At 61.8% G+C, this 26,245-nt stretch carries 24 protein-coding genes and 1 pseudogene; 12 read left to right on the top strand and 13 right to left on the bottom strand.

Annotation, left to right across the window (positions count from 1 at the left end):
- Positions 1-69 precede the first annotated feature (69 nt).
- On the top strand, positions 70-315 hold the full coding sequence (locus VOI21_RS05160) for a hypothetical protein (RefSeq protein ID WP_323768349.1): 246 nt from the start codon (positions 70-72) through the stop codon (positions 313-315).
- 87 nt (positions 316-402) lie between these two features.
- Here VOI21_RS05160 and VOI21_RS05155 read toward each other — a convergent pair whose 3' ends face one another.
- On the bottom strand, positions 403-849 hold the full coding sequence (locus VOI21_RS05155; RefSeq protein WP_323768347.1) for an NUDIX hydrolase: 447 nt from the start codon (positions 847-849) through the stop codon (positions 403-405).
- A 34-nt stretch (positions 850-883) separates the two neighbouring features.
- On the opposite strand from VOI21_RS05155, the gene VOI21_RS05150 reads away from it, so the two are divergent.
- Entirely contained in the window at positions 884-2,137 is a 1,254-nt protein-coding gene (locus VOI21_RS05150; RefSeq protein WP_323768345.1) for a DNA polymerase IV, read from the top strand.
- 3 nt (positions 2,138-2,140) lie between these two features.
- Here the strand turns inward: VOI21_RS05150 and VOI21_RS05145 are convergent, their stop codons facing one another.
- The 5 genes from VOI21_RS05145 to VOI21_RS05125 all read right to left on the bottom strand — a co-directional run bounded on the left by VOI21_RS05145 (position 2,141) and on the right by VOI21_RS05125 (position 5,907).
- Complete coding sequence (locus VOI21_RS05145; protein ID WP_323768343.1) at positions 2,141-2,470, bottom strand: DUF3775 domain-containing protein; 330 nt, start codon at positions 2,468-2,470, stop codon at positions 2,141-2,143.
- Between the two features lie 62 nt (positions 2,471-2,532).
- Positions 2,533-3,264 carry an SDR family NAD(P)-dependent oxidoreductase gene (locus tag VOI21_RS05140; RefSeq protein WP_323768341.1) on the bottom strand — a complete coding sequence of 244 codons (732 nt, stop codon included), beginning with the start codon at positions 3,262-3,264 and terminating at the stop codon, positions 2,533-2,535.
- The gene (locus VOI21_RS05135; protein ID WP_323768440.1) at positions 3,261-3,830 is read right to left on the bottom strand and encodes a DUF3833 domain-containing protein; all 570 of its coding nucleotides are present in this window, start codon (positions 3,828-3,830) and stop codon (positions 3,261-3,263) included. Before VOI21_RS05135 ends, VOI21_RS05140 begins: the two co-directional genes overlap by 4 nt.
- Positions 3,830-4,615 (bottom strand): DUF1365 domain-containing protein, encoded by a 786-nt coding sequence (locus VOI21_RS05130; RefSeq protein WP_323768339.1) that lies wholly within the window; start codon positions 4,613-4,615, stop codon positions 3,830-3,832. Before VOI21_RS05130 ends, VOI21_RS05135 begins: the two co-directional genes overlap by 1 nt.
- Positions 4,612-5,907, bottom strand: a complete 1,296-nt coding sequence (locus VOI21_RS05125; protein ID WP_323768337.1) for an NAD(P)/FAD-dependent oxidoreductase — start codon at positions 5,905-5,907, stop codon at positions 4,612-4,614. The genes VOI21_RS05130 and VOI21_RS05125 overlap by 4 nt, the downstream gene beginning before the upstream one ends.
- 241 nt (positions 5,908-6,148) lie before the next feature.
- Between VOI21_RS05125 and VOI21_RS05120 the strand changes: the two genes are divergently transcribed.
- The 3 genes from VOI21_RS05120 (at position 6,149) to VOI21_RS05110 (ending at position 8,423) form a co-directional block, all read left to right on the top strand.
- Positions 6,149-6,703, top strand: a complete 555-nt coding sequence (locus VOI21_RS05120) for a sigma-70 family RNA polymerase sigma factor (RefSeq protein ID WP_323768335.1) — start codon at positions 6,149-6,151, stop codon at positions 6,701-6,703.
- Positions 6,704-6,710: 7 nt separating this feature from the next.
- Entirely contained in the window at positions 6,711-7,361 is a 651-nt protein-coding gene (locus VOI21_RS05115) for a ChrR family anti-sigma-E factor (protein WP_323768333.1), read from the top strand.
- Between the two features lie 63 nt (positions 7,362-7,424).
- Entirely contained in the window at positions 7,425-8,423 is a 999-nt protein-coding gene (locus VOI21_RS05110; RefSeq protein WP_323768331.1) for a succinylglutamate desuccinylase/aspartoacylase family protein, read from the top strand.
- A gap of 75 nt (positions 8,424-8,498) precedes the next feature.
- On the opposite strand, the gene lpdA is transcribed toward VOI21_RS05110, so the two are convergent.
- The 5 genes from lpdA to mutL all read right to left on the bottom strand — a co-directional run bounded on the left by lpdA (position 8,499) and on the right by mutL (position 17,676).
- Positions 8,499-10,235: a dihydrolipoyl dehydrogenase gene (gene lpdA, locus VOI21_RS05105; protein ID WP_323768329.1), complete on the bottom strand. Its 1,737-nt coding sequence runs from the start codon at positions 10,233-10,235 to the stop codon at positions 8,499-8,501.
- A gap of 10 nt (positions 10,236-10,245) precedes the next feature.
- Positions 10,246-11,511 carry a dihydrolipoyllysine-residue acetyltransferase gene (aceF, locus tag VOI21_RS05100; RefSeq protein ID WP_323768327.1) on the bottom strand — a complete coding sequence of 422 codons (1,266 nt, stop codon included), beginning with the start codon at positions 11,509-11,511 and terminating at the stop codon, positions 10,246-10,248.
- A gap of 25 nt (positions 11,512-11,536) precedes the next feature.
- The gene (aceE, locus tag VOI21_RS05095; protein ID WP_323768325.1) at positions 11,537-14,194 is read right to left on the bottom strand and encodes a pyruvate dehydrogenase (acetyl-transferring), homodimeric type; all 2,658 of its coding nucleotides are present in this window, start codon (positions 14,192-14,194) and stop codon (positions 11,537-11,539) included.
- 471 nt (positions 14,195-14,665) lie between these two features.
- Positions 14,666-15,829, bottom strand: a complete 1,164-nt coding sequence (locus tag VOI21_RS05090; protein ID WP_323768323.1) for a DNA recombination protein RmuC — start codon at positions 15,827-15,829, stop codon at positions 14,666-14,668.
- Positions 15,826-17,676: a DNA mismatch repair endonuclease MutL gene (gene mutL, locus VOI21_RS05085; protein WP_323768321.1), complete on the bottom strand. Its 1,851-nt coding sequence runs from the start codon at positions 17,674-17,676 to the stop codon at positions 15,826-15,828. The genes VOI21_RS05090 and mutL overlap by 4 nt, the downstream gene beginning before the upstream one ends.
- 527 nt (positions 17,677-18,203) lie before the next feature.
- Between mutL and VOI21_RS05080 the strand changes: the two genes are divergently transcribed.
- The 3 genes from VOI21_RS05080 (at position 18,204) to VOI21_RS05070 (ending at position 20,328) form a co-directional block, all read left to right on the top strand.
- A complete protein-coding gene (locus tag VOI21_RS05080; RefSeq protein WP_323768319.1) occupies positions 18,204-19,100 on the top strand; it encodes an MBL fold metallo-hydrolase in 897 nt (298 codons plus the stop codon).
- A 12-nt stretch (positions 19,101-19,112) separates the two neighbouring features.
- Positions 19,113-19,490, top strand: a complete 378-nt coding sequence (locus tag VOI21_RS05075; RefSeq protein ID WP_323768317.1) for a rhodanese-like domain-containing protein — start codon at positions 19,113-19,115, stop codon at positions 19,488-19,490.
- Positions 19,491-19,602: 112 nt separating this feature from the next.
- Positions 19,603-20,328 (top strand): STAS/SEC14 domain-containing protein, encoded by a 726-nt coding sequence (locus VOI21_RS05070; protein WP_323768315.1) that lies wholly within the window; start codon positions 19,603-19,605, stop codon positions 20,326-20,328.
- 3 nt (positions 20,329-20,331) lie between these two features.
- Here VOI21_RS05070 and VOI21_RS05065 read toward each other — a convergent pair whose 3' ends face one another.
- A complete protein-coding gene (locus VOI21_RS05065) occupies positions 20,332-21,729 on the bottom strand; it encodes an aspartate aminotransferase family protein (protein WP_323768313.1) in 1,398 nt (465 codons plus the stop codon).
- Positions 21,730-21,969: 240 nt separating this feature from the next.
- Positions 21,970-22,632, bottom strand: coding sequence for a GntR family transcriptional regulator (locus VOI21_RS05060; protein ID WP_323768311.1), 663 nt, complete (start codon positions 22,630-22,632; stop codon positions 21,970-21,972).
- A gap of 150 nt (positions 22,633-22,782) precedes the next feature.
- Here VOI21_RS05060 and VOI21_RS05055 point away from each other — a divergent pair, with 150 nt between their 5' ends.
- The 4 genes and pseudogenes from VOI21_RS05055 to VOI21_RS05045 all read left to right on the top strand — a co-directional run bounded on the left by VOI21_RS05055 (position 22,783) and on the right by VOI21_RS05045 (position 26,227).
- Entirely contained in the window at positions 22,783-23,868 is a 1,086-nt protein-coding gene (locus tag VOI21_RS05055; protein WP_323768309.1) for a polyamine ABC transporter substrate-binding protein, read from the top strand.
- A 62-nt stretch (positions 23,869-23,930) separates the two neighbouring features.
- A pseudogene (locus VOI21_RS24205) lies at positions 23,931-24,702 on the top strand (ABC transporter ATP-binding protein); the annotation flags it as partial.
- A gap of 26 nt (positions 24,703-24,728) precedes the next feature.
- A complete protein-coding gene (locus tag VOI21_RS24200; protein ID WP_416358955.1) occupies positions 24,729-25,337 on the top strand; it encodes a TOBE domain-containing protein in 609 nt (202 codons plus the stop codon).
- Positions 25,337-26,227 carry an ABC transporter permease subunit gene (locus VOI21_RS05045; RefSeq protein WP_323768305.1) on the top strand — a complete coding sequence of 297 codons (891 nt, stop codon included), beginning with the start codon at positions 25,337-25,339 and terminating at the stop codon, positions 26,225-26,227. The genes VOI21_RS24200 and VOI21_RS05045 overlap by 1 nt, the downstream gene beginning before the upstream one ends.
- Positions 26,228-26,245 lie beyond the last annotated feature (18 nt).

Here is a 26,245-nt window from a genome sequence, read left to right as displayed (position 1 = left end):
ACTGCCAAAGTGTTCCTACGTCTACGGCATAAGCCCAAACCAATAAGGGCATGAGGTTAGGAGACCATCATGAGCACATGGACCCCCCGCATCGATCAGGTGCGTTACAACGCCTCCGAACAATGTTTCGAGGCACTGGTTACCGTTGTCACCCCGCAGGGTCTTTTGCGGGTCGCAAGCCAGTACGTGGCCCCCATCACAACCGAATTCGAAGAGGCCGCGCGCGGGCTCTGGATGCGCGCCCGCCTGTCGCTGGGCACGCCAGAGCGGATGCAGTTGCGCGAAGCTGCGGTAGAGATGCCCAGCGCCGCCTGAAGTTTCGGCTCAGTTACACGCCTGTATGAGCCGCACCGCCGCACCCCTGTCCCTCGGGTGCCACGGTAGACTGCCGGGACCCGCCCCTTACCCTGCGGGTCCCGGCCCTTTTGCCAGATAGTCGCGCAGGATGTCCCGGAAATGCGGTATCGCATCCTGCGCATCGACATAGGCCTCGGGCGGCATCACGTCCCAGCCTTCGCCCTCATCCCCGAAAACTACGTCATCCACCACCGACGCAGGCAGATGCGCGGCGAAGAACCAGCTTATCTTGCCCGCGTCGTCACGCAGATGCGCTTGGCGCAACTGATCCTCGGCTATGGTCAGCCCCAGTTCTTCGAGGGTTTCGCGCACCGCGCAGGCCTCTGGCGTCTCATCCCCGTCCCGCTCTCCGCCCGGAAAATCCAGATAACCCGGCCAAGGGATCGACGGTTTGCGATCGCGCCGCAGCACGATCACATGCGCGCCCGCAAACAGCATCAGCTTGGCACCGGTGAAGTGCTGCCGTGGGTCGCTCTGCCCTAGATCGCTCATAGCGTCCCCTTCTGCTCCGGCGTATATTGGACCCATGCCCGCCCTGTGCCGCGATTGTCTGACCCAATTCGACGAAGGCCCGCGCTGTCCGGCCTGCGGGCGGCCCCGCGTCCTGCGGCATGATGAGCTTTGGGATCTCTCTATTGCCCATATGGACTGCGACGCCTTTTACGCAAGCGTAGAAAAGCGCGACAATCCAGACCTCGCGGATAAGCCTGTCATCATCGGCGGCGGGCGACGCGGCGTGGTGTCGACCGCCTGTTACGTGGCGCGCATTCGCGGCGTGCGCTCGGCCATGCCGATGTTCAAGGCGCTGGAACTGTGCCCCGACGCGGTGGTCGTCAAACCCCGCATGTCCGTCTACGTCGAGGTCAGCCGCCAGATCCGCACGATGATGGAGGAACTGACCCCAGCGATTGAGCCGCTGTCGCTGGACGAGGCTTTTCTGGATCTCACCGGCACCGCCCGCCTGCACGGCGCACCGCCTGCCGTGATGCTGGCGAAACTGGTGAAACGGATGAAGGCAGAACTGGGGGTCACCGGCTCTATCGGTCTGTCGCACAACAAGTTTCTCGCCAAGATCGCCTCTGACCTCGATAAGCCACGTGGCTTTGCGGTGATTGGTCAGGCCGAAACGCAGGAGTTTTTACGCCCGAAACCGATCCGCCTGATCTGGGGTGTGGGACAGGTCACGCAGGAGTCGCTGGAACGCAGCGGAATCCGCACGTTCGAGGACCTGCTGCGTTGGGACAAACGCGATCTGATGGCGCGCTTCGGGTCGATGGGCGAACGGCTTTGGCATCTTGCGCGTGGGCAGGACCACCGCCGCGTGACGCGCAATGCACCGATGAAGTCGATCTCCAATGAGACCACGTTCAATGAGGACACGGCCGATCCCGACATCCTAGACGGGCACCTTTGGCGCATGGCCGAAAAAGCCGCTGATCGTGCCAAGGCCAAGGGGTTGGCGGGCCGGGTGGTCACACTGAAACTGCGCCGTTCGGATTTTCGTATCGTCAGCCGCAGGCACGCGCTGCCCGATGCAACCCAGATCGCGGACCGCATCTACCGGGTGGCGCGCGGCCTGTTTGACCAGATGCCCGCCGGGCAATCCTATCGCCTGATCGGGGCGGGCCTGTCGGACCTTGTCCCAGAGGCTCAGGCCGACATGTCCGGCGACCTGCTGGACCCACAGGCCGAGGCCCGCGCCAAGGCGGAACGGGCAACCGATGCGATCCGGGCAAAGTTCGGCGAGAACGCGATCCTCAAAGGGCGCGCGCTGCGCTAGAGCCTAGTCGCGGCTGCCCAGCACCTCGTCCTCTTCGCCCGTGGCGTCATAGCCATAGGCCTCAAGGCCGGATTCAAGGTTGTCCGCCAGATGCGGCGTCCCGATCAGGTAATCCGCCGTGGGCGTCGTCGCCTCGGCGGCAGCGGTCCGATAGGCTTCGTCCCAGTCCTCGGGCTCAAACGCGCCGCGCCCGACCCACATGACTGCGACCAAAGCGGCCTGCTCCTCTTCGTCCATCCGGTCGATGAGACCGCGCAGTTCCCCTTCGGCGCGGCCCAACTCTCGGGCCATCACGATGACTGCTGCCACTTTGCTGGGGCTGATATTCTGCATCTCGCGTCTCCTCGCTGTTCGCTGGACGAGCATTACGCCAAAACCGGCACCCATCCTTGATCTTACGCAAACAGTCGGAAGTAAAGCCAGTCCGGCAACAGCTGACTGCCCCGAAACAATAGAGAAAACGCACGCGGGAAGGCGCGTTGGAACCGCGACCCGGACATGTGCCGGAAACAAATCTCAGCCGCCTCTTCCGGGTCCATGATGAAAGGCATGGTAAAGTCGTTCTTCTCTGTCAAACGTGTCTTGATGTAGCCAGGCACCAACAATTGCACATCGACGCCTGTCTTGCGCAGATCGGCATAAAGCGATTCCGCCAGCGCCATGACCCCGGCCTTGGACGACACATAGGCCGCGGCCCCCGGCAGACCGCGATAACCTGACAGCGATCCTGTCAGAACGATATGCCCCCGGTCCCGCGCCACGAAACGCGGCACAACAACCCCGGCCAGTCGCATCGCGCCGGTGAAATTCACATCCGCCATGGTGTTGGCCTGATCGACGTTCCAGTCCTGCGCCCCGAAGGGCCAATAGACCCCGGCGACCTGAATCATGCCGTCAAGGTCGCCATGACCCTCAACCACCTTTTCCAAAGCCTCAGCATCCGTCACATCCACAGGCGCCACATGCGCCGGACCGGGGAGTTCCTCCGCCAAAGCGCGCAGCTTGTCCTCGGACCGGGCGCTCAGGATGAGTTCGACACCCTCACGGCTCAGCCGATGCGCCAGCGCGTGACCCAACCCCTCGCTTGCACCGACCAGCCAATAGCGTTTGCCCTGCCACTGTCTCACGCAGGGGCATCCTTGCGGCGCATGGTGGCGACCAGTTCTGCGACCTTGATACCGAACTTGCGAAACTGCGAGCGGTTCACGATGGTCCCGTTGGGAGCCAGATACATCCAGTCGGTTGTGTCCAGCACATGCCCGCCTGCGTCTTCATCCAGCCGAATGCGGTAGCGCAATTGCACGGTCGCCCCGCTTTGTTGCCCCTGCCCTTCGCCCACAAGATCCGGTGCCGTGGCGCGGATGTGTCCGTCATTTCCCAACGTCAGCTTCCATTGCCGATGCTGCTCACTGCCCGACTCGTAGCGGAAGTGTTCATCCATCACACCTTGGTTGCCTTCCCATCGGGCGTCCAGATCCGCGACAAACCGCGAAGTGACGCGCCCCGTTGGGCCATAGATCACGCCCTCGCAGATCATCGGCCCGTTCAAATGCGTCCGAAGATCAAAGGCCTCACCCGTGTCATCGGCATAGTCGTCAGGGTGCTGCGCCGCAAAATCGAAGTACCGCAGGCGCAGATAACCCAGAATCAGAACCACTGCGGCCCCCAATACGACATAAGCAACTGCGTTCATCATGATGCCTCCTTGATTTGGGTTCCAGTTGCCTGTCCGCTGACCTCGTGGGCCGGGGGTTGCGGGCGCGTGCGATAGGCCGCGCCCTTCCACCACAGTTTCAGCGCCTGCCAATGGATCAGCGCAAGAACCCGGCGCGCACCAAAGGGCCGGCGCAGGGCAGATCGCAGGATCTGTGTATTGGTCAGTGGGTGTCGCGGACCACAAAGCGTGGCGATCAAGCCGCCCTTTTCGTGCGCAAAGTCGATCCAGATGCCGACCCGGTCTGCGCGAATGTCGAACCGAAAGACATAGACGCCCTCAACGGGCTGGAACGGCGAGACGTGAAACACCTTTTGCGCTGCAATGTGATCCTGAGCGGTGATCGGCGATCCGTCGGCGTGGGCGCATAGATATGAATGCCGGTCGCCAAAGGTGTTGGACACCTCGGCGATCACGGCGCGCAGGTTGTCCCCGTCATAGGCCAGCCAGAATGACACCGGATTGAAGATATGTCCCAGCAAGCGTGGCTGCGCCAACAGCATCAGCGGCCCGTTGAATGCGATGTCATGCGCGGCCAGCACTTCGCGTGCCCACACCGCACCACGCCCCTGCCCGGGCGCGCCACCGTGGTCGCGATCCCTCAGCGCGGTCAGGTTGCCCCGGTTGCGCGAAAACAGCAGCGGTCCGCGCGCCTCTGCCTCGGCGTCCATCATCACGTAGTCCACCGAGTAACGAAAGCCGTTGGCCACCGCTCCCTTACGCCCGTGATAGGTGTGGCCCCGGATCAGGTCGACGTTGCTCATGCCGCCTCCTGCACCGTGCCACGCGCGAGGATCGCACCTGCCACGTCCGCTGCACTCGCCAGACCGTCCTCGTGAAAACCGTTTTTCATCCACGCACCGCAAAACCACGTGCCGGACGCGCCATTCATCGACGCAACCGCCCGCTGTGCCTCCAGCGCACCTAGATCAAAGACCGGATGGCGCAGGGTGACCTCATCATAGATCAACTCTTCGCGGATCGAGCGGGTGGAATTCAGCGTGACAAACATCGGATCGTCCAGCGGGATCGGTTGCAGGCAGTTCATCCAATACGTCAGGTCGATGGCGTTCATCTCTTTGCGCGCCGTCTCGGTATAGTTCCAGGACGACCAGCAGGCGCGCCGCTTGGGCATCACCGACGCATCGGCGTGCAGCACCACGCGGTTCGGCTGGTAGGCGATCTGCCCCAGCGCTGCGCGCTCTTCTGGACGGGCATCGGTCAACAGCCGTAGTGTGTCATCGGAGTGGGTGGCAAAGACGACCTCGTCAAAGGCTTCCCATTCTCCGCCCTCGGTCCGCACCTCGACCCCTGCCGCCACACGGCGCACCCCGGCAATCGGCGCACCCAGCCGCATCTGCACACCTTGCGCGGTCAATGCAGCCCCCAAGCGGGAGACATACTGCTCTGACCCGCCCTGCACCGTGTACCATTGATGCTGGCCGGTATGACTGAGCAAGGCGTGGTTCTCAAAAAACTGAATCAGCGCATAAGCTGGAAAATCAAGGATTTTCTCCGTCGGTGTCGACCAGATCGCCCCAGATAACGGCAAGAGATAATGATCGCGGAACCAGTCGCCCGTCCCCATCCGCGCCAGAAAATCTCCCAAAGAGACGGACGGATCGCGCGCCTGGTCCAGCGCCCGCGCATTGAACTTCATGATGTCCCGGATCATGCCCAAGAAACGCGGGTTCAGCGCATTGCGTTTCTGCGCAAACACCGCCCGCAGATCGCGCAACCCGTATTCCATTGCCCCGCCCCGCAGACTGGCCGAGAAGCTCATGTCGGATTTTGCAATCGGCACATCCAGTCGGGCAAACAGATCGGTCAGCAGCGGATAGTTGGCATAGTTGAAAACGATGAACCCGGTATCCACCGGCTGGTTCCCGTTCCGACCCGCCATCTTTGTCCGAGCATGCCCGCCAAGACGCCGTTCCGCTTCGAACAGAGTGACGCGGTGCATGTCGCCCAACATATGCGCCGCCCCCATGCCAGAGATGCCGCCACCGATCACGGCGATGTTGCGAGGGGTGGCTTGCGTGGCTTCGAATGGCATGTTCTGGCGCGTCCTTTATTCATTGCGTCTGACCTGTGTACGGCGCAACGCCGGAGACGGATGTAAAAAGGCGTCAAAAACTTTCTGAGGCAAAAGTGATCCGCACGCACGGTCCTTCCGTAAACAGGGCATGTTTGGAGCCATAGACACCCTGAATACCCGCGACGCTTCGTCCGTTGCGACCCCGCCCCCAAGGCGGCATGTCAAGATCAGGACTATTGCAAAGGCGGAACACGCACCGGTGGTACAGGCACAACCCGACACCAAGGATTGGACAGCGGTCCTGATACGGATCCGCGATGACCGGGACGAAACTGCTTTTGTTGAACTGTTCCGCCATTTCGCCCCCCGTCTAAAGGCGTTCTTGATGCGGTCGGGCGGCGATCCGACCTTGGCAGAGGAATGCGCGCAAGAGGTCATGGCGACTGTCTGGCAGAAGTCCGCACAGTTCGACCCCTCGCGCGCCTCCGTCGCGACATGGATTTTCACCATCGCACGTAATCGGCGGATCGACGCGCTGCGCAAGCAAAAGCGCCCCGATCCCGAGGACTTGCCGTGGGGGCCAGAGGCGGACCCGGACCAAGAGGACCAATTAGGTCTTCAACAAGAAAGTGAACATCTGAGCGAAGCAATCGCTGCGCTCCCCGCGAAACAGCGGGACTTGATCGAAAAGGCCTATTTCGGCGATCTGACGCACAGCGAGATCGCAGATTTGACGGGTCTGCCGCTTGGCACGATCAAATCCCGCATCCGACTGGCGCTACAGCGCCTGCGACACTCAATGGACAGAAAGTAACGACGCGATGGCCACCATCACTCATCACCTGACCGACGACCTCATCTTTGGGTATTCCGCAGGCACGCTGCCTGAGGCGGTCAACCTTATCATCGCCACGCATGTCTCGCTCTGCGACGAATGCCGTGCAGCAGTCGAGGCACATGATGCCGTCGGCGGTGCCGTTTTGGAGGCCACAGGGGATATGCACGTATCCGATGCCTTTCTGGACGGCGCGCTTGCGCTGATCCGCAGCGCGCGCCCCGAACCGGCTATGCGCCCGATCGAGGTGGCCCGCGATCCGGTCGCCCCTGCCCCGCTGCGCGACTATATCGGCGGATCGCTGGCGGATGTGAAATGGCGCCCCGTCGGCATGGGCGTAAAACAGGCGATTCTGCCCACTTCACGCGAGGCCACTGCCCGCCTTCTTTATATCCCCGCAGGCACCGCGATGCCCGATCACGGCCACCGCGGGCTGGAGCTGACGCTGGTCCTGAAAGGTGCTTTCCACGACGACGAAGGGTATTTCGCCCGTGGCGACATCGAGATCGCGGATCAGGATCTGCACCACACGCCTGTTGCCGACATTTCTGAGGATTGCATCTGCCTTGCGGTGACGGATGCACCGCTTCGGCTCAAGGGATTGGCGAGGCTGGCGCAACCGTTCTTGCGGATTTGACGCGCGGCGTTGCGCGCCTCCCCGGCCCGTCCTACCGTTGGATCGGGTCCGGTGGAGAGCGGAATGGCGACGTCCCTTATCAGTTCAGAGATGGATATTGACGCCCATGGGCAGCAATCCGGCTATCTGCGCGTGCCGCACTCTACTCACGACAGCGCCTACGGCTGGATTGGCGTCCCGATTATCTGCCTGAACAACGGTCCCGGGCCGACCATTCTGATGACCGCAGGATGCCACGGTGACGAATACGAAGGTCAGATAGCCCTCGCCCGCTTGGCCCGCGACCTCGACCCGGCGCAGATCACCGGGCGGCTGATCCTCCTGCCCACTCTGAATGCACCCGCAGCCGAGGCCGGTTGCCGCGTATCCCCGGTGGACAATGGCAACCTGAACCGCAGCTTTCCCGGCGATCCAGCAGGCACGCCCACGCAAATGATTGCGCATTACCTCGAAGAGGTTCTGATCCCGCAGACCAATCTCCTGGTCGATCTGCATTCTGGTGGCAGTTCGCTTGTTTATCCACCGACTCTGCTGCGTGGTCCCGGCGCGGCCCCTTCTGAGGCTGAATTGCTGCTTGCGCTGCAAGACGCGTTTGATTTGCCCTACTCTTGGGTGTTTCCGTCAAGTCCGGGGCGCCATTCTACCGGGCGCACCGCCATGGCTGCGGCCAACCGCAAGGGCGTGCCGTCCGTCATGGCTGAACTCGGTGGCGCGGGATCGGTGGATTCGGCCAATTTGGCGCTGACCGAACGCGGCTTGCGCCGCATCCTGCACCAACAGGGTTTATTGCCCGCATACGCCCCCGATCCACCGCACGGCACACGCGAATTGCACGTCCAAGGCTCTGTCTACGCCTATGACACTGGCCTTTTTGAACCGTTCAAGGCCATCTCAGACACAGTGGCAGAGGGCGAGACCATTGGTCTGATACACGATACGCTCAAACCCATGGCTTCGCCGGTCGAGATCACGTCCCCCCACGCGGGTCTGGTCCTTGCCAAACGCACACTGGGTCAGGTCAAACGCGGCGACGCCCTTTTCCAGATCGCGCGCGATATCTAACGCGCACGACTGGAATCTGGACCTAACGAAAAAAGGGCGGGAGAACCCCGCCCTTTTTCATTGCTATTTCAGCCCTTAGTGCTTGCGCTTTTTCGGCGGCATCAGGTCTGTGATCGTGCCTTCGAACATCTCGGCGGCAAAGTTCACCGTCTCCGACAGCGTCGGGTGCGGGTGGATCGTGTGGCCAAGATCGACGGCGTCCGCGCCCATCTCGATGGCCAAAGCGGCCTCTGAGATCAGATCGCCGGCATTGGTGCCGACGATGCAGGCGCCGATGATCCGGTCATCCTCGGGGTTGAACAGCAGCTTGGTGATTCCCTCGCTGCGGCCATTGGACAGGGACTTGCCCGACGCGGCCCAAGGGAACACACCCTTTTCGTACTTGATACCCTGCGCCTTGGCGTCGTTCTCGGTCACACCACACCAGGCCACTTCGGGATCGGTATAAGCCACCGACGGGATCAGGTTCGCATCGAAGAAGCGCTTGTGTCCGGCGCAAACCTCTGCGGCCACCTTGCCCTCGTGCACCGCTTTGTGCGCCAGCATCGGCTGGCCGACAACGTCACCGATGGCATAGATATGCGGCACGCCGGTCTTTTGCTGCTTGTCCACGGCGATAAAGCCACGATCGTCGACGGCAACGCCAGCCTTGTCGGCGTCGATCAGTTTGCCGTTGGGACGGCGACCGACAGCAACCAGCAGCTTGTCGAAGGTATCGGTAAAGTTCTCACCCTTGTCGTCCTCGAACGTTACCTTCAGCCCTTCGTCCAGAGCCTCGACCGCCGTCACTTTGGTCTTGAGGAAGATGTTCTCATACCGGCCCTTGATGCGGGTCATAAGCGGCTTGACGATGTCCTTGTCGGCGCCCGGAATGATCTGGTCCATCAGTTCGACAACCGTGATCTTCGATCCCAACGCGTCATAGACACAGGCCATTTCCAGACCGATGATACCGCCGCCAAGCACCAGCATCCGTCCGGGGATGTCGGCCAGTTCCAGCGCGCCGGTGCTGTCGATCACCCGCGGGTCGTCATGCGGGATGAAGGGCAACGCCACAGGTTCTGACCCGGCGGCGATGATGCACTGGTCAAAGGACACGGTGGTCACGCCATCGTCACCTTGAACCTCGATCATGTTCGGACCCGAGAACTTGCCGTAGCCGCGCACGACCTGCACCTTGCGGCCCTTGGACAACCCGTCCAGACCGCCGGTCAGCTTGCCGACAACGCTGTCCTTAAACGCGCGCAACTCATCCAGATCGATCTGGGGTTTCGCAAAGCTGATGCCATGCGCGCCCATTTCTTCGGCCTCGGTGATAACCTTGGCGACGTGCAGCAGCGCCTTGGACGGGATACAGCCCACGTTCAGGCAGACACCGCCCAGCCGGTCGTATTTCTCGATCAGCACGGTCTTCTTGCCAAGGTCGGCGGCACGGAACGCGGCCGTATAGCCGCCGGGACCAGAGCCCAGAACCACCACTTCGGCATGCACGTCACCGGGACCAGAGGCCGTGCCGGTGGCGGCGACCTGCTTGGGGGCCTCGGCGGCAGGGGCTTCGGCCTTGGGGGCCTCATCCTTGGCGTCCGCACCTTCCAGCACAAGGATCACTGATCCTTCGCCGACGCGGTCGCCTTCCTTAACCTTGATTTCCGTGACCTTGCCCGCTGCGGGAGAGGGCACTTCCATCGTGGCCTTGTCGCTTTCCAGTTCGATCAGCGGGTCTTCTTCGCTGACCATATCGCCTACGCTGACCAGTACGGCAACGACGGGCACATCGGCGAAATCACCGATATCGGGTACTTTGACATCCATCGTGTTCACCTCACCACATCAACTTGCGCATGTCGCCCAAGAGCGTCTTGAGCGTCACGGTAAACCGTGCGGCCAAGGCGCCATCGACGGCACGGTGGTCATAAGACAGCGACAGTGGCTGCATCAGGCGCGGCACAAATTCCTCACCGTTCCAGACCGGCGCCATCTTGGACCGAGTCAGGCCCAGAATGGCCACTTCGGGCGCGTTCACGATGGGCGTGAACGAGGTCCCGCCGATCCCGCCGAGAGACGAGATTGTGAAAGTGGCACCCTGCATATCCTTGGATTTCAGGTTACCCTCACGCGCGGCCTTGGAAAGGTCCATCAGCTCTTTCGAGATGTCGACCAGACCCTTGCGATCCGCATCCTTGATCACCGGAACCATCAGGCCGTTGGGCGTGTCCGCCGCAAAGCCGATGTTGTAGAAATCCTTCTTGATCAGCTTGTCACCGCCAGGATGGATCGACGAATTGAACTCCCAATGGGTTTTCAACGCGCTGACCGATGCCTTGATCACAAAGGACAACAGCGTGACGCGATAGCCGTTTTCCTTGGCGTGAGTGTCCATCTCTTTCCGGTACTTGTCCAGATCGGTGATGTCCGCCTCGTCGTTGTGGGTGACATGCGGGATGTTCAACCACGAGCGGTGCAGCGCGGGGCCAGAGATCTTTTTGATGCGAGGCATCTCGATCTCTTCGATGGGACCGAACTTGGAGAAGTCCACCGCCGGGATCGGCGGAATACCCATGCCGCCAGACGCAGCGCCACCACCGGCAGCCGCCGCCGGAACGGTCAGCGCCTTCAGCGCCTTTTCCACGTCCTCGCGCAGGATGCGGCCCTTGCGGCCCGATCCGTTCACCTTGTTCAGATCGACCTCGACCCGGCGCGCATAGGCGCGCACGGAGGGAGAGGCATGGACCTTTGAGAACCCGGCATCCGTCACCGGAGCAGGTGCAGGCGCGGCAGCAGCGGCAGGGGCCGCCGCCGGGGCGGCGGCTGCGGGTGCTTCTGCCTTGGGCTCTTCCTTGGCTGCCGGGGCGTCTGACGCCTCGACGATCAGCAACACAGCGCCTTCAGAAACCTTGTCGCCTTCGGCTACCTTGATCTCTTTCACCACACCCGCTGCCGACGATGGCACTTCCATCGTGGCCTTGTCGGATTCCAGTTCGACAATCGGGTCTTCCAGCGCAATCGTATCGCCCACGGCCACCAGAATGGTCACCACCGGCACTTCGTCGAAATCGCCGATATCCGGCACTTTAACTTCTACGGTCATTCGTCAATTCTCCTCGTGCCGCGCGTCAAACCAGACGCGGGTTCGGCTTGCCGCCGTCAATGTCGTATTTCTTCAGAGCCGCCTCTAGATCCTTCTCGGACACAGCGCCTTCGCGGAACAGGTCGACCATGGCCGCTGCCGCGATGTGGTTGGCGTCCACCTCAAAGAACCGCCGCAGGTTTACCCGGCTGTCCGAACGACCAAAGCCGTCGGTGCCCAAAACCGTGAACCGGTTCTTGACCGCCCCCCGGATCTGTTCGGCGTAGTTCTTCATATAGTCGGTGGCGACAATGATCGGCCCCTGCGCATTGGTCAGTGTTTGCGTCGCATAGGGCACACGCTCTTCTGCGAAGGGGTTCAGGCGGTTGTGACGTTCACAGTCCTGATAATCGCGCGCCAATTCGTTAAACGAGGTCGCCGACCAGATATCAGAGGTGACGCCAAAGTCATCCTCCAGCATTTGCGCGGCCTTGAGCGCCTGCACGAGGATCGTGCCAGAGCCCATCAGGTTGACATGCTTCTTGGCGGGCTTCGCCGTCTTCTTGAAACGGTAGAGACCTTTGATGATGCCCTCCTCAGAGCCCATCGGCATATCGGGATGCTGATAATTCTCGTTCATCAGCGTCAGGTAGAAATAGACGTCTTCCTGATCGACGAACATCCGCTGCAACCCGTGCTGCACGATCACCGCGACCTCATAGCTGAAGGTCGGGTCATAGCTGATGCAGTTCGGAATGGTGCCAGCCAGGATATGGCTGTGGCCATCCTCGTGTTGCAGGCCTTCGCCGTTCAGCGTGGTCCGCCCGGCGGTGCCGCCCAGCATAAAGCCACGCGCGCGGCTGTCGCCCGCTGCCCACGCCAGATCGCCGATCCGCTGGAACCCGAACATCGAGTAGTAGATGTAGAACGGGATCATCGGGACGCCGTGGTTGGAATAGGCGGTTGCCGCCGCAATCCAGTCGGCCATCGCGCCAGCCTCGTTGATACCTTCCTGAAGCACCTGCCCGGATTCGGATTCCTTGTAGTAGGACATCTGTTCGCGGTCTTCGGGCGTATATTGCTGACCCTTCGGGTTGTAGATCCCGACAGAGCGGAACAGCCCTTCCATGCCAAAAGTGCGGCTTTCATCCGGCACGATGGGCACAACCTGCTTGCCGATCTTCTTGTCCCGCAACAGCGTGGTCAGAATGCGGACAAAGGCCATCGTGGTCGAGATTTCGCGGTCGCCCGTCGATTCCAACTGGCCCTTGAACTTGTCCAGTCCGGGGATTTCCAGCTTGGGCGATTCAGTTTCACGCTTGGGGAACGATCCGCCCAACTCCTTGCGCCGTTCCGCCAGATAGGCTTTTTGCGCGTTGTTCAGGCTGACAAAGGGGATCTCCTTGTCCAGCTCTTCGTCGGTGACCGGAATCTTGAACCGGTCGCGCATCGCCTTGAGCTGGTCCAGCTGCATCTTCTTTTGCTGGTGGGTGGTGTTCTGGCCTTCGCCAGCGGTGCCCATGCCGTAGCCCTTGACCGTCTTGACCAACAGCAGGGTCGGCTGGCCCTCGGCCTCGGACGCGCGTTTGAACGCGTTGTAGACCTTTTTCGGGTCATGCCCGCCACGGCGCAGCGCCCATATCTGATCGTCGGTCCAGTCTTTGACCAGTTCCGCAGTCTCCGGGTATTTGCCGAAGAAGTGTTTGCGGATGTAGGCGCCGTCCTTGGACTTGAAGGTCTGATAATCACCGTCGATGGTCTCATCCATCAATTGACGCAGCTTGCCGCTGGTGTCCTGCTCCAGCAGATCATCCCAGCCTTTGCCCCAGAGCAGCTTGATCACGTCCCAACCAGAGCCGCGGAAGTTGCCCTCAAGCTCCTGCACGATCTTGGAGTTGCCGCGCACCGGACCGTCAAGACGCTGCAAGTTGCAGTTCACGACAAAGATCAGGTTATCCAGGCCTTCGCGCGCCGCCAGATGGATCGCGCCCAGCGATTCCGGTTCGTCCATCTCACCGTCGCCAAGGAAAGCCCAAACCTTGCGGTCCTGCTTTTCGATCAGGCCCCGGTTTTCGAGGTATTTCATGAACCGCGCTTGGTAGATCGCCATCAGCGGGCCAAGGCCCATGCTGACGGTCGGGAACTGCCAGTAATCCGGCATCAACCACGGGTGCGGGTAGGACGACAGGCCGCCGCCCGCGACCTCTGAGCGGAAATTCTTTAGCTCTTCAACGCTGATCCGGCCCTCCATGAAGGACCGGGCATAGATACCGGGGATCACGTGACCCTGAAAGAACACCAGATCGCCGCCGTGGATTGCGGACTTGGCGCGCCAGAAGTGGTTCAGACCAATGTCATAAAGCGCGGCAGAAGAGGCAAACGACGCGATGTGGCCGCCGTACTCGCTCGATTCCTTGTTGCGCTTGACCACGGTCGCCATGGCGTTCCACCGGTTGATTGTGCGGATGCGCCATTCCATCTCGGTGTCGCCGGGAATATCGACCTCGTCATCCGGCGAAATGGTGTTCTGATAAGGGGTGGTCGCCGAGAACGGCAGCTTGGCCCCCGCTGCCCGTGCCCGCTGCACCGCCTTGTCGAGCAGATAATGCGCGCGGTCGGCACCGTCACGCTCGATCACATCCTCGATCGCGTCCTGCCATTCCTGGCTCTCGACGGGATCGACGTCCTGTGGAGTGTCTTTCATATGCCCTCTTCCCTTTCTTGCGCCCAGCGTGGCGCAACTTGGTTTAGCCTTAAACTACTTTTCTTGGAGGGAATAAAAGAATGGCGTTTCGCCATCTCTTTCGACTCCTCCCAAAGCTGACATGGTGCTTAACAGCCCTCCGCCTTCAGCGGCAGGCGCGGCAGTGCATAGCCTCCATGCGCAAGGCGCATGGCATACGTTTAGCCTTAAACAATCAGGCATTCGCATTCTAACACTTCCTCCCGCCCCGGATCGGGGCAGTGTCGGGGCACGGCACCAGGTGCGGCGTCTTGTGTCCGCATTCCTTGCGCCGTGCTTTCCGGCGATTCTCTTTTCAGTATAACGCGTTAATCGGGCATTGGTTCAACCGGTTCCTTGACCCGTGACCGGAAAATTTTTAGCGCTAACATCCCGCAGGCCCGCTGACTGCATTTCAGAGGACTGCGACGGCGCTCTAACCCTGCGAAAAATCTACTCCGCAGGATCGGTCAAGCGCAGAACCGGCACCACGGCGGATTCTTCCATATCTTCGAAATCGAACTGGTCTAACCGGCGCGCCCGCTTTCCCGCCTTGTCGGCGCTGATCTTGATTTCCTCGATATCTCTCGCCGCCTGACCAAAATGCCGGTCGAGGTTGCCCACCCGGGAGGACAGCCGCTCGACATCACCATACAGCGCGGCAAGTTCTTTGCGGATCGCGCCGGCCTGCTCTTTCATCCGCGCATCCTTGAGCACAGCGCGCATCGTGTTCAGTGTCGCCATGCAAGTCGTGGGCGAGACGATCCAGACCCGCGCGTCGAAACCCTCACGGACCACGTCGGGGAAATTGCCGTGCAACTCTGCATAGACCGCCTCTGAGGGCAGGAACATCAGCGCACCGTCGGCGGTTTCGCCCTCAAGAATGTAGCGCGATGCGATATCGCGTATGTGCTTGCGCACCGACAGGCGGAACGCCTGCGCCGCGCGTGCGCGAAACTCTTTGCCCTCGGCCTGCATCAGAGCCTCATAGCCTTCCAGCGGAAACTTGGCGTCCACCACGATCGGCCCCGGCGGGTTGGGCAAATGTATCAGGCAGTCTGCCCGCCGGCCGTTCGACAGCGTCGCTTGCAAGGTATAGCCATCCGGAGGCAGCGCCTTGGCCACGATCTCGCGCAGCTGGATCTCGCCAAATGCGCCGCGCGTCTGTTTGTTCGACAATATGTCCTGCAAGGACAGCACATCGCCCGACAGTTTGGTGATATTGGCCTGCGCCTTGTCGATGGACTGAAGACGTTCCCGTAACTCGCCCAGACTGTGCGCCGTGCGTCGGGCAGAGCCGTGCAAGGACTCGCCCATACGCTCCTGCACCTCGGCCAGCCGCCGCTCCATCATTTCCAGCATGGCGGTCTGACTGCTGACCTGCGCGTCTGATACGTGATGCAACCCGCCCGCCAGCCGCTCTTGCCCGTCGGACAGGTTTTGCACGCGAGCGGACAGGTGGCTGACATGTTGCAAGACCGGCTCGGACAGTCGCGCGGCCCGACGCGCACCGCGCGCGGCCTGCCAGAGCAGCAGCAGAACCAGCGCAAAAAAGCCCAGAACCGCCAGCACAACCGGATCATCTAACCTGTAGGAGGCGTCTCCGATCTGGATCATGTGCGCCCGAACAGCCTTTCGATATCCGACAGTTTGAGTTCCACATAGGTGGGCCGCCCGTGGTTGCACTGGCCGGAATGCGGCGTCGCCTCCATCTCGCGCAGGAGCGCGTTCATCTCTTCGGCGCGCATTACCCGGCCCGACCGGATCGACCCGTGGCAGGCCATACGCGACAGGATCGCCTCGATCCGTTCCTGCAACAGCCCGCTGTCGCCAAGGTCCGACAGTTCATCAAGAATGTCGTGGATCAGCGCCACGGCGTTGACCTCTCCCAGAATGGCGGGGGTTTCGCGCACCGCAATGGCCCCCGCGCCGAACGGCTCGATCCGCAGGCCCATCCGGTCTAGATCATCGGCCCGCGCCAGCAGGCGCGCCGCGTCGTCCGGGGACAGGTCGATCACCTCGGGGATCAGCAGGCCCTGCGCAGGTATGCGGTTTTCCGCCATCTGGTGTTTCAGCTTTTCATAAACCAGCCGCTCATGCGCGGCGTGCTGGTCGACGATGACGATGCCATCCTCTGTCTGGGCGAAAATGTAGTTCTCATGTACCTGCCCGCGCGCCGCCCCAAGGGGCAGGGAAACCGCGCCCCGGACTTGATCCGGGGCCTCTCCCGGTGCAGAAACCGGCTCCGGGTCGACCACCCGGCCCGAATAACTGCCCGAGAAATCGCCAAATCCCGGCGCCTGCGCCGTATATGACGCCTGTCGCGCCCCCTGCGAAGGCCGGTCCATCTGATAGACACGCGGTTCCACAGGTTGTTCGGCCCGGAACGCGCCCAGGGTTGCCCCCGCCACGGTGGTCGAGGCGCGGTGCCCGGCCTCCGCCAAAGCATGGCGCAAGCCCGACACGATCAACCCGCGCACCACACCCGGCTCGCGAAAGCGGACCTCGGATTTCGCGGGATGCACGTTGACGTCCACGCGGTGCGGATCGACGTCGACAAACAGCGCCACCGCAGGGTGGCGGTCGCGCGAGAGGAAATCCTGATAGGCCCCGCGCAGCGCGCCGATCAGCATCTTGTCGCGAACAGGACGCCCGTTCACAAATAGGAACTGTGCCACGGCAGAGCCGCGCGAATAGGTTGGCAAAGCGGCGTAGCCGGTCAGCCGCACCTCTTCGCGCTCCGCGTCCACAGCAATCGCGTTCTCGACAAACTCCGCGCCCATGATCCGCGACAAACGTCCGCGCAGCGCATCGAACAGGTCGCCGGTTTCGGGTTCAACGCGAAATGTCACGCGCTCTTGCCCGCCGGTCACGTCGCGCAGTGTGAACCCGACAGAGGGTTCCGCCATCGCCAGCCGCTTGATCGTGTCCGAAATGGCCATTGTCTCGGCCCGATCCGACCGCAGGAATTTCAACCGCGCGGGCGTGGCGAAGAACAGATCGCGCAGCGTGACGACCGTACCAGCGTTCAGCGCGCAGGGTTTCACGCCCCCGGTTGCCCCGCCTGACACGGTGATCTCTGCCGCCGCCTCGCCCCCCGCGCGGCTTTGCACCGTCAATCGCCCCACGGCCCCCAGTGAGGGCAACGCCTCGCCCCGAAAACCGAAGGAATGGATGTTGAGCAGGTCGCTGCCGTCAATCTTTGACGTGGCATGACGCGCCAATGCCAGCGGCAGGTCCTCGGGCGACATGCCACAGCCATCATCCGCCACGCGGATCAACGTCTTGCCACCGTCAGCGACGTCGATCTTTACCCGGCGCGCGCCGGCGTCGATGGCATTCTCAACCAGCTCCTTTACCGCCGACGCAGGCCGTTCCACCACCTCGCCAGCGGCGATGCGGTTGATGGCGGCCTCGTCAAGCTGTTGGATGATCGGGCGGATATTGCGGTCTACTGTATTCACGCCACAAGACTTAGCAGGCTTTGCGCGATTCTGGAAAGACCAGACATGAACGAAGCGACCCGGGTGGCGCGACGTTCACGAACTACGACGAAAGTATCGCAATAATTGAACGTGACCCCACTAGAAAACGAAAGATTGTTGCGTTAATAATTAGATGCGACAAATACAAGGAAGCGAACATGCTGGTGCCCCTGATCACTTTCGAGACAATCTCGGCCATATACGGCGATGCTTTTGCCAAAACTTGGTTCCGTCCAGTCTCGGCGGTCAAGAAGACTGTTTGATACGCTCCTACCCCGGCAGATCGCCGGGGCAAGGCCTGCTACCTTTCCCCTCACAGAATTGACACGATTTACCAGCCGCCCCGGACCGGGCGGCCGTTTGCCGTTGTGGTCCACGGTTTTCACACCCCGATGGCAGTCGGATATGGCATGTTGATGTCAAAAATTTCGGAACCGCGCCTGCTTGTGCGACGTTAATATTCCATTATCTGAATAACACAGCCCGTCACTCAAGGAGACATCAGGATGTTCAACCTACTCAGCCCCTCGACCGGCCCGAACTCTCCGAATGTCACCGGGTTCTACGATCCCGCCAGCGGTTCCATCATGTATGTCGTATCTGATCCCCAAACCAAAAAGGCGGCGCTGATCGATACTGTGCTGGACTTTGACCCGCCGCATGCCCGCACCCGCACCGACAGCGCGCGCGAGGTGCTGGATTACGTCCGTGACACCGGACTCGAGGTGTCTTGGGTGCTCGACACCCACCCCCATGCCGATCACCTCATGGCCTCCGCATGGCTCAAGGAAGAGACCGGCGCACCCAACGCGATCGGCGAAAAGGTCCGCGACATCGCCGAACTATGGCGTGAGATTTACAACCTGCCTGACGCCTTTGACGTGGACAGCGATTTTGACCGTCTGTTCGCCGATGGCGACACCTTTCAACTGGGCAACCTCATTGTCCGCGTGATGCTGTCACCCGGTCATACACTGGGGTCGATCACCTATGTCATCGGAGACGCGGCTTTTGTGCATGACACCTTCATGCACGTCGATTCCGGCACGGCCCGCGCGGATTTCCCCGGTGGATCGTCCGCCGACCTCTACAATTCGCTTATGGCGATCCTTGCGCTGCCCGACGACACGCGCCTGTTTGTCGGCCACGACTATCCCCCCGTCGGCGACCGCAAGGACCCCGCTTGGGAGGCGACCGTTGCCGACCACCGCGCCAACAACACGCATGTCGGCGGCGGCACCACAGAGGCCGACTATCGCAAGCTGCGCGATGACCGGGACGCCACACTGAAACTACCGGACCGGATGCTATATGCGCTCCAGTTCAACCTGCGCGGCGGGCGGCTTGCCCCTGCTGAGCAGGACGGCCAGCATTATTACAAGATTCCCGCAAACAAGTTCTGAGGAAAAAGACACATGAAAACCGAAACAGTGGGCGACGCCACGTTTGAGACATGGACCGTAGACGAGGTCGCCAAAGGCATCGCCGACAAATCCATCGTCGTGATCGACGTGCGCACGCCGCAAGAATACATGTTCGAACACATCGAGGGCGCGTTCCTTATGCCGCTCGCCTTCTTCAAGGCGGATGCCCTGCCCGGCCAGACCGACAAGCGGATCGTCTTTCACTGCGGATCCGGCGTGCGCTCGGAAAAGGTGTCGCGCGCGGCCATCGACGCGGGCGCCAAACAGATCGCCCACATGGAAGGCGGGTTCGGCGCGTGGAAAGCCGCGCAAAGGCCCTATGTCGGCACCAACATGGCCACCGGCGCACCGCAACGCGTGGGCAGCTGATCCGCAGCGCGCCGCCCACCCATGGGCGGCGCATATCCGCCGTGACCTGCGTCAATGCGCAGACTCGTGTGTTGTGCGCAGGCTTTATCCGGAGTTCAGACAGGAGCGTGCCATGATTGACGTGCAACCCATCGGTCGCGAAGGCCTTTACGAGGTCCGCCTTTCCGGCGTCGTGACCGATATCGACTATGAACAGATGCTCATGCCCGCGCTTGAGCAAGCCATTGAAGACCATGACCGCATCCGTGTGCTGGTCATCTTCGGCGCGGATTTCGAGGATTTCACGCTGGGGGCCATGCTGGACGACGCGCGCATGGGCCTGCGCCATTGGCGTGGATTTGACCGGCTGGCCGTGGTCACCGAAAAACCTTGGATTCGTCGATCCGTGAGGGGCCTTGGCCTGTTCCTGCCCTGCCCCGTGCGGGTATTCCCGCTGGAAGAGGCCGATGACGCGCGCCGCTGGTTGTCGGAATCGCTGGGTGCGATCCACCAGACCGATCTGGGCGACGGGGTGCTGCACCTGCAACTGCGCGGGCAGCTCGACAGTGCGATCTATGCGGAGGAAACCGAGGATTTGAACGCGTTCATCCGCGCCAATGACCGCTTTCGCCTACTGATCGACGCGCGGGATTTCGACGGCTGGCAAGGTATGGCCGCGCTGTTTGAGCACCTCAAGGTGGTGCGTGACCACTATCGCCAGATCGACCGCGCCGCCATCATCGGCAACTCTGGCTGGCAAAAGCTGGCGGAAAAGGTGCTTGGCCGCCTGAGCGGGGCCAAGACCAAGTTTTTCGATGCCGACTCCTTTGAGCAGGCAAAGGTCTGGATCAAGACCTGACGATCACGCAGGGGCGGCCTGCATCAGGCCGTCCTTCTGCAACCGCTCCAGCGCCTCATCAAGGCTGAGCCGTGCGCGCGTCACCAGCGTATCGATCTCATCCTTGGAGATCACCAGTGGCGGAGAGATCACCATCCGGTCGCCAACGTGGCGCATGATCAGGTTGTTCGCAAAACAACGCTCACGGCAGATGAACCCGGCGGCCCCACCCTCGGCAAAGGCCGCGCGCGTTGCCTTGTCCGGGGTCAGCGCAAGGCTGCCCATCATGCCGACAATCTTGACCTCGCCCACCAGCGGATGATCAGCAAGGCTTTCGAACCGTTCTTTCAGGTAAGGCGCGGTTTCATTCCGCACACGGTCAACGATGCCCTCTTCTTCGAGGATGCGCAGGTTTTCCAGCGCCACGGCGCAAGCAACCGGGTGGCCGGAATAAGTGTAGCCGTGGTTGAATTCGGTGTTACCGATCACGCTGGCGACCTCGTCCGACACGATCGACGCACCGATGGGCTGATAGCCGGACGACAGCCCCTTGGCGACGGTCATGATGTCGGGCGTGATGCCAAAGGTCTCACTGCCAAACCAGTTGCCAGTGCGGCCAAAGCCACAGATCACCTCATCCGCAATCAGCAGGATGCCGTATTTGTCGACGATCCGCTGTATCTCGGGCCAATAGGTTTCGGGCGGGATGATCACGCCACCGGCCCCCTGCACGGGTTCCGCGATAAAGGCGGCGACCTTTTCCGGGCCAATTTCAAGGATCGCGGTTTCCAGCGCCTGCGCGCGCTCAAGGCCAAATGCCTCGGGCGTGCTGTAGCCGCCTTCGGCCCACCAATGCGGCTGATCGATGTGGTGGATGCCGGGGATCGGCATTCCGCCCTGCGCGTGCATGCCTTTCATCCCGCCAAGCGACCCAGAGCCAACAGATGACCCGTGATAAGCGTTCCAGCGCGAGATGATAACCTGCCGCTCAGGCTGGCCTTTCTCTTCCCAATAGGTACGCACAAGGCGAAGGTTGGTGTCATTCGCCTCGGACCCCGAGGACGCATAAAAGACGTGGTTCAGATCGCCGGGCGCCAGTTCCGCCAGTTTCGCGGCAAGGTTCAGTGCCGGCACATGGCTGGTTTGGAAAAACGTGTTGTAGAACGGCAGGTCCAGCATCTGGCGATGCGCGGCATCGGCCAGTTCGGTGCGGCCATATCCGACATTCACACACCAAAGACCCGCCATGCCGTCCAGAATGCGGTTACCGTCGCTGTCAGTCAGCCAGCAGCCATCCGCGCGGGTGATGATCCGCGCGCCCTTCTTGGACAATTCGGCACCATGCGTGAAAGGATGCATGTGGTGCGCGGCGTCGAGCGCCTGTAGTTCGGCGGTGGGCGAGTTGGGGGTCAGGATGGTCATGCGGGCACTCCGGAAATGGTGAGCCGCAGAATATGATCAAATTATGGGAAGTCAATCGAATCAGGCCCTGCAAGCCCCGTCTTGCAGGGCCGATGGCCAAGGTGTCGTTCCGCAGGAACGGCAACCGGCCATACCCATCCATTCTGGGCGCAACACACGACCTGCAAGCCCCGTCTTGCAGGGCCAGTGGCCAAGGTGTCGTTCCGCAGGAACGGCAACCGGATCAACGCCCCGACAGTCTCACAGACTGCTCAGGACCACCTCCATCCCCTGCACCAGATCCTCTTCGATGGCCCGCGCTGCCATCGTGCCATCCCCAGCAGCCAATGCCCTCAGCAAATCCTTGTGACAGTCCGGCAGGTGTCGTGTCCCGACCTGCCCGCAAACCACCCGCAGCGACGGCCCGAACCGCAGCCATAGCGAATCCGCAAGGGCGGTCATGATCGGGGCCTCGGCCATATCGTTCAAACAGGCGTGAAAGCTATGGTTTTCACGCAGATACCCCTCAATGTCCCCACGCGAGATGGCTCGGTCCAGCCGCACGTCGATTCCCGCCAGCCGCGCCACATCCTCTGCCCCCGCGCGATCCGCTGCGCGCATCGCCAGCCGTGGTTCCAACGCCAGCCGCGTCTCGGTCAACTCTTCGACCAAGGCCGCGGTCAGGACTGGCACCTGAATGCGCCGGTTGCCCAGCGCCTGCAACGCCCCCTCTGCCGTCAGCCGACGGATCGCCTCTCGAACCGGCGTCATGCCCGCATCCAGACGCTCAACAAGCCCCTGAATCGTAACGGGTTCTCCCGGCGTCAACGCCCCGAACAAAACCGCGTCCCGCAGTGACCTGTAGACCCGTTCATGCGCGGGCAACCCGGCCTGGGGTTTCGCCTCTGCCACATTTTCCGCCATCGCCGCTCCCCAAGCCCGCCCCGTCTCAGCCATCCCTTGCGCAGGACACCGGGCCGTGGAACCATCGCGCATGTTGCACGACGGCGCAACTTATGATCAAAAATTGGGGACGGGGCGCACAAAGACCCCCGCCACCAACGGGAGAACGACATGACCAAAACCCTTGTGACCCTGACAGCGTCCCTTGCGCTGGCTGCCGGAATGGCCGCCGCCGAGGAAGTGCGCGTCTACAACTGGTCTGACTATATCGACGAAGCCCTGCTTGAAAAATTCGAGACGGAAACCGGCATCGACCTCATCTACGACGTGTTCGACAGCAACGAAGTGCTGGAAACCAAGATGCTGGCTGGTGGGTCGGGCTATGACGTGGTTGTCCCCACGGGCACCTTCCTGCAGCGCCAGATTTCGGCAGGTGCGTTTCAACCGCTGGACAAGTCCAAGCTGCCCAATCTGGGCAACATGTGGGACGTGATCTCAAAGCGTACCGCCGCCTATGATCCCGGCAACGACTATTCGATCAACTACATGTGGGGCACCACCGGCCTTGGCGTGAATGAGGCGAAGGTCAAGGAAATCCTCGGCGATGACGCCCCGGTGACCAGCTGGGACCTGATCTACAAGCCCGAGAACGCCGAAAAGCTGGCCGCTTGCGGTATCCACATGCTGGACGCCCCGACAGAGATGATCCCGGCGGCGCTGAACTATCTGGGCCTTGACCCCGACAGTCACGACCCCGAGGTCATCGCCCGCGCCGAAGAGGTGCTTGGCCCGATCCGTCCGTTCATCCAGAAATTCCACAGCTCGGAATACATCAACGCGCTGGCCAATGGCGACATCTGCGTGGCGGTGGGCTGGTCCGGTGACGTGCTGCAGGCGCGCGACCGCGCCGCCGAGGCCGACAACGGCGTTGTGATCAGCTACTACGCCCCGGACGAAGGTGCGCAGATGTGGTTTGACCAGATGGCGATCCCGGTGGACGCGCCCAACCCCGCCGCGGCCCACACGTTCCTGAACTTTATCATGGATGCGCAGAACATGGCGGCGGCGTCGAACTACGTCTATTACGCCAACGGCAACCTTGCCTCGCAGGAATTCCTTGTCGAGGACGTGATCGACGACAGTGCGATCTACCCGGATGCGGCGGCGATGGACAACACCTTCACCACCACACCCTATCCGCCCAAAGTGCAGCGCGTCGTGACCCGCCTGTGGACCAAGATCAAATCGGGCACCTGAGCCCACTCCGGACCGCGCCGCGCCAAGGCTGGCGCGGTCCTTGCCTTGCGTGGTGAAATAACATGGCCGAACCTGTATTTGCCCCGTGGACGGACCCGGCGGCCAAGCCGCTCATCCAGTTCAAGGGCGTGACCAAGCGATTTGGCGACTTCACCGCCATTGACGACCTGACTCAGGACATTTTCGAACGTGAGTTCTTTGCCCTGCTTGGCCCGTCCGGCTGCGGCAAGACCACCCTAATGCGCATGCTCGCCGGGTTCGAGGAACCGACCGAGGGCCAGATCCTTCTGGACGGGCGCGACATTGCCCGTGTCCCGCCGAACAAGCGCGCGGTGAACATGATGTTCCAGAGCTACGCCCTGTTTCCGCACCTGTCCGTGTACGACAACATCGCCTTTGGCCTGCGGCGCGAGAAAAAGCCCAAGGATGAGGTCCACGCCCGCGTGCAGGAAATGCTGCGCCTGACCCGTCTGGAACGGTTCGCCAGTCGCAAACCGCACCAGATTTCAGGCGGCCAGCGGCAGCGCGTGGCTCTGGCCCGGTCGCTGGCCAAGGCCCCGAAACTTCTGCTGCTGGATGAGCCGCTGGGCGCACTGGACCGCAAGCTGCGCGAAGAAACCCAGTTCGAACTGATGGACATTCAGGAAAAGACCGGCACCACCTTCATAATCGTGACCCACGATCAGGAAGAGGCGATGACCGTCGCCACCCGCGTGGCAGTGATGAACGAGGGCAAGATCGCACAGGTGTCGACACCGGATGTTATCTATGAGGCACCGAACTCTGTCTATGTGGCCGATTTCATCGGCGACGTGAACCTGATCCGCGGCATTGCCGAGGCCCGCCCCGACGCCCCCGAAATGCCTGAGGCAGAGGTGGCGGAACCGGCCCCCGCGACGACGCCAGAGCCTGTCACGGAACCGGCGACGGGCCCCGCGCCACAACAATCCGCCCCGCAACCCAACGACATGGGACGCGCCCTGCACGATCGGGTCCTGAGCCCGATCTTCGGAAAGTGGATCGACGACGAACAGCGCCGCCTGCCGCCGCCTTCGGAGGCGGAGACGGAGGCACCAACGCCCGCCCCGGCTGTGGTGCCTGCACAGCCCGCAGCCACCGACGTTCCCGCCGGTGGCCTTGCGATCCAGTGGGCAGAAGGCCATCCGCCGGTAATCGCCACCAATGGCGACCCTGCAATGGCCGGGCAACCCGTGGTCATCGCGCTGCGCCCGGAAAAGGTTGCCATCGCCAAGCAACGCCCCGACGCGCCCAACACACTGCGCGGCAAGGTCATCGACATCGCCTATCTCGGCAATATCTCGACCTACCATGTCGAAATCGAGGGCGGCACCATGATCAAGGCACAAGCCGCCAACACCCGCCGCATCTCGCGCCGTGACATCACTTGGGAAGACGAGGTCTGGCTGAGCTTTTCGGCCACCGCCGGCGTCGTGCTGAAGGACGCGTGATGCGCCGCGCCGTCCTGATCGCCGTCCCCTACCTCTGGCTGCTGGCGCTGTTTCTGGTGCCCTTCCTCATCGTATTGAAGATCTCGCTGTCGGACTACGCGCTGGCGCGACCGCCTTACGCGCCGCAACTGGACTGGAACGAAGGCTGGGCCGGGTTACGCGCCTTCTTTTCCGGCCTCGACATCGAGAATTTCACCTTTCTGACCACCGATGACCTCTACTGGAAGGCGTATCTCAGTTCACTTCGCATCGCGCTGGTCGCGACCCTCGTGACGCTGCTGGTGGGCTATCCGGTGGCCTACGCCATGGCACGCGCGCCGCAGGAATGGCGTCCGACGCTCCTGATGCTGGTGATCCTGCCATTCTGGACCAGCTTTCTGATCCGGGTCTATTCGTGGATCGGTATTCTGTCGACAGAGGGTGTGCTGAACCAGTTCCTGATGGGGATCGGCGTCATTTCGGAACCGCTGAACATCCTCAACACCAACTGGGCCGTCTATATCGGCATCGTCTACACCTACCTGCCTTTTATGATCCTGCCGATCTACTCGGCGCTGGAAAAGCTGGACGAAAGCCTGCTGGAGGCGGCTGAAGATCTGGGCTCCTCCCGGTTCGAGGCGTTCTGGCTGATCACCATTCCCTTGTCGCGCAATGGCATCATCGCCGGTTGTTTTCTGGTGTTCATCCCGACCATCGGGGAATTCGTGATCCCCTCGCTGCTGGGCGGGTCGGATACGCTGATGATCGGCAAGGTCCTGTGGGAAGAGTTCTTTTCCAACCGCGACTGGCCGGTGGCCTCGGCGGTGGCGGTTGTGCTGCTGCTGATCCTGATCATCCCGATCGTACTGTTCCAGCGGTCCGAGGAAAAGGCACGGGAGGCCGAAAGATGACGCGAGACGAATTTTCGA

The sequence above is a fragment of the Antarctobacter sp. genome, assembly GCF_034670325.1.
Classification (GTDB): domain Bacteria; phylum Pseudomonadota; class Alphaproteobacteria; order Rhodobacterales; family Rhodobacteraceae; genus Antarctobacter.
Note: the sequence above shows the minus strand (reverse complement) of the source record. Positions and strands in the feature narration are given on the sequence as shown.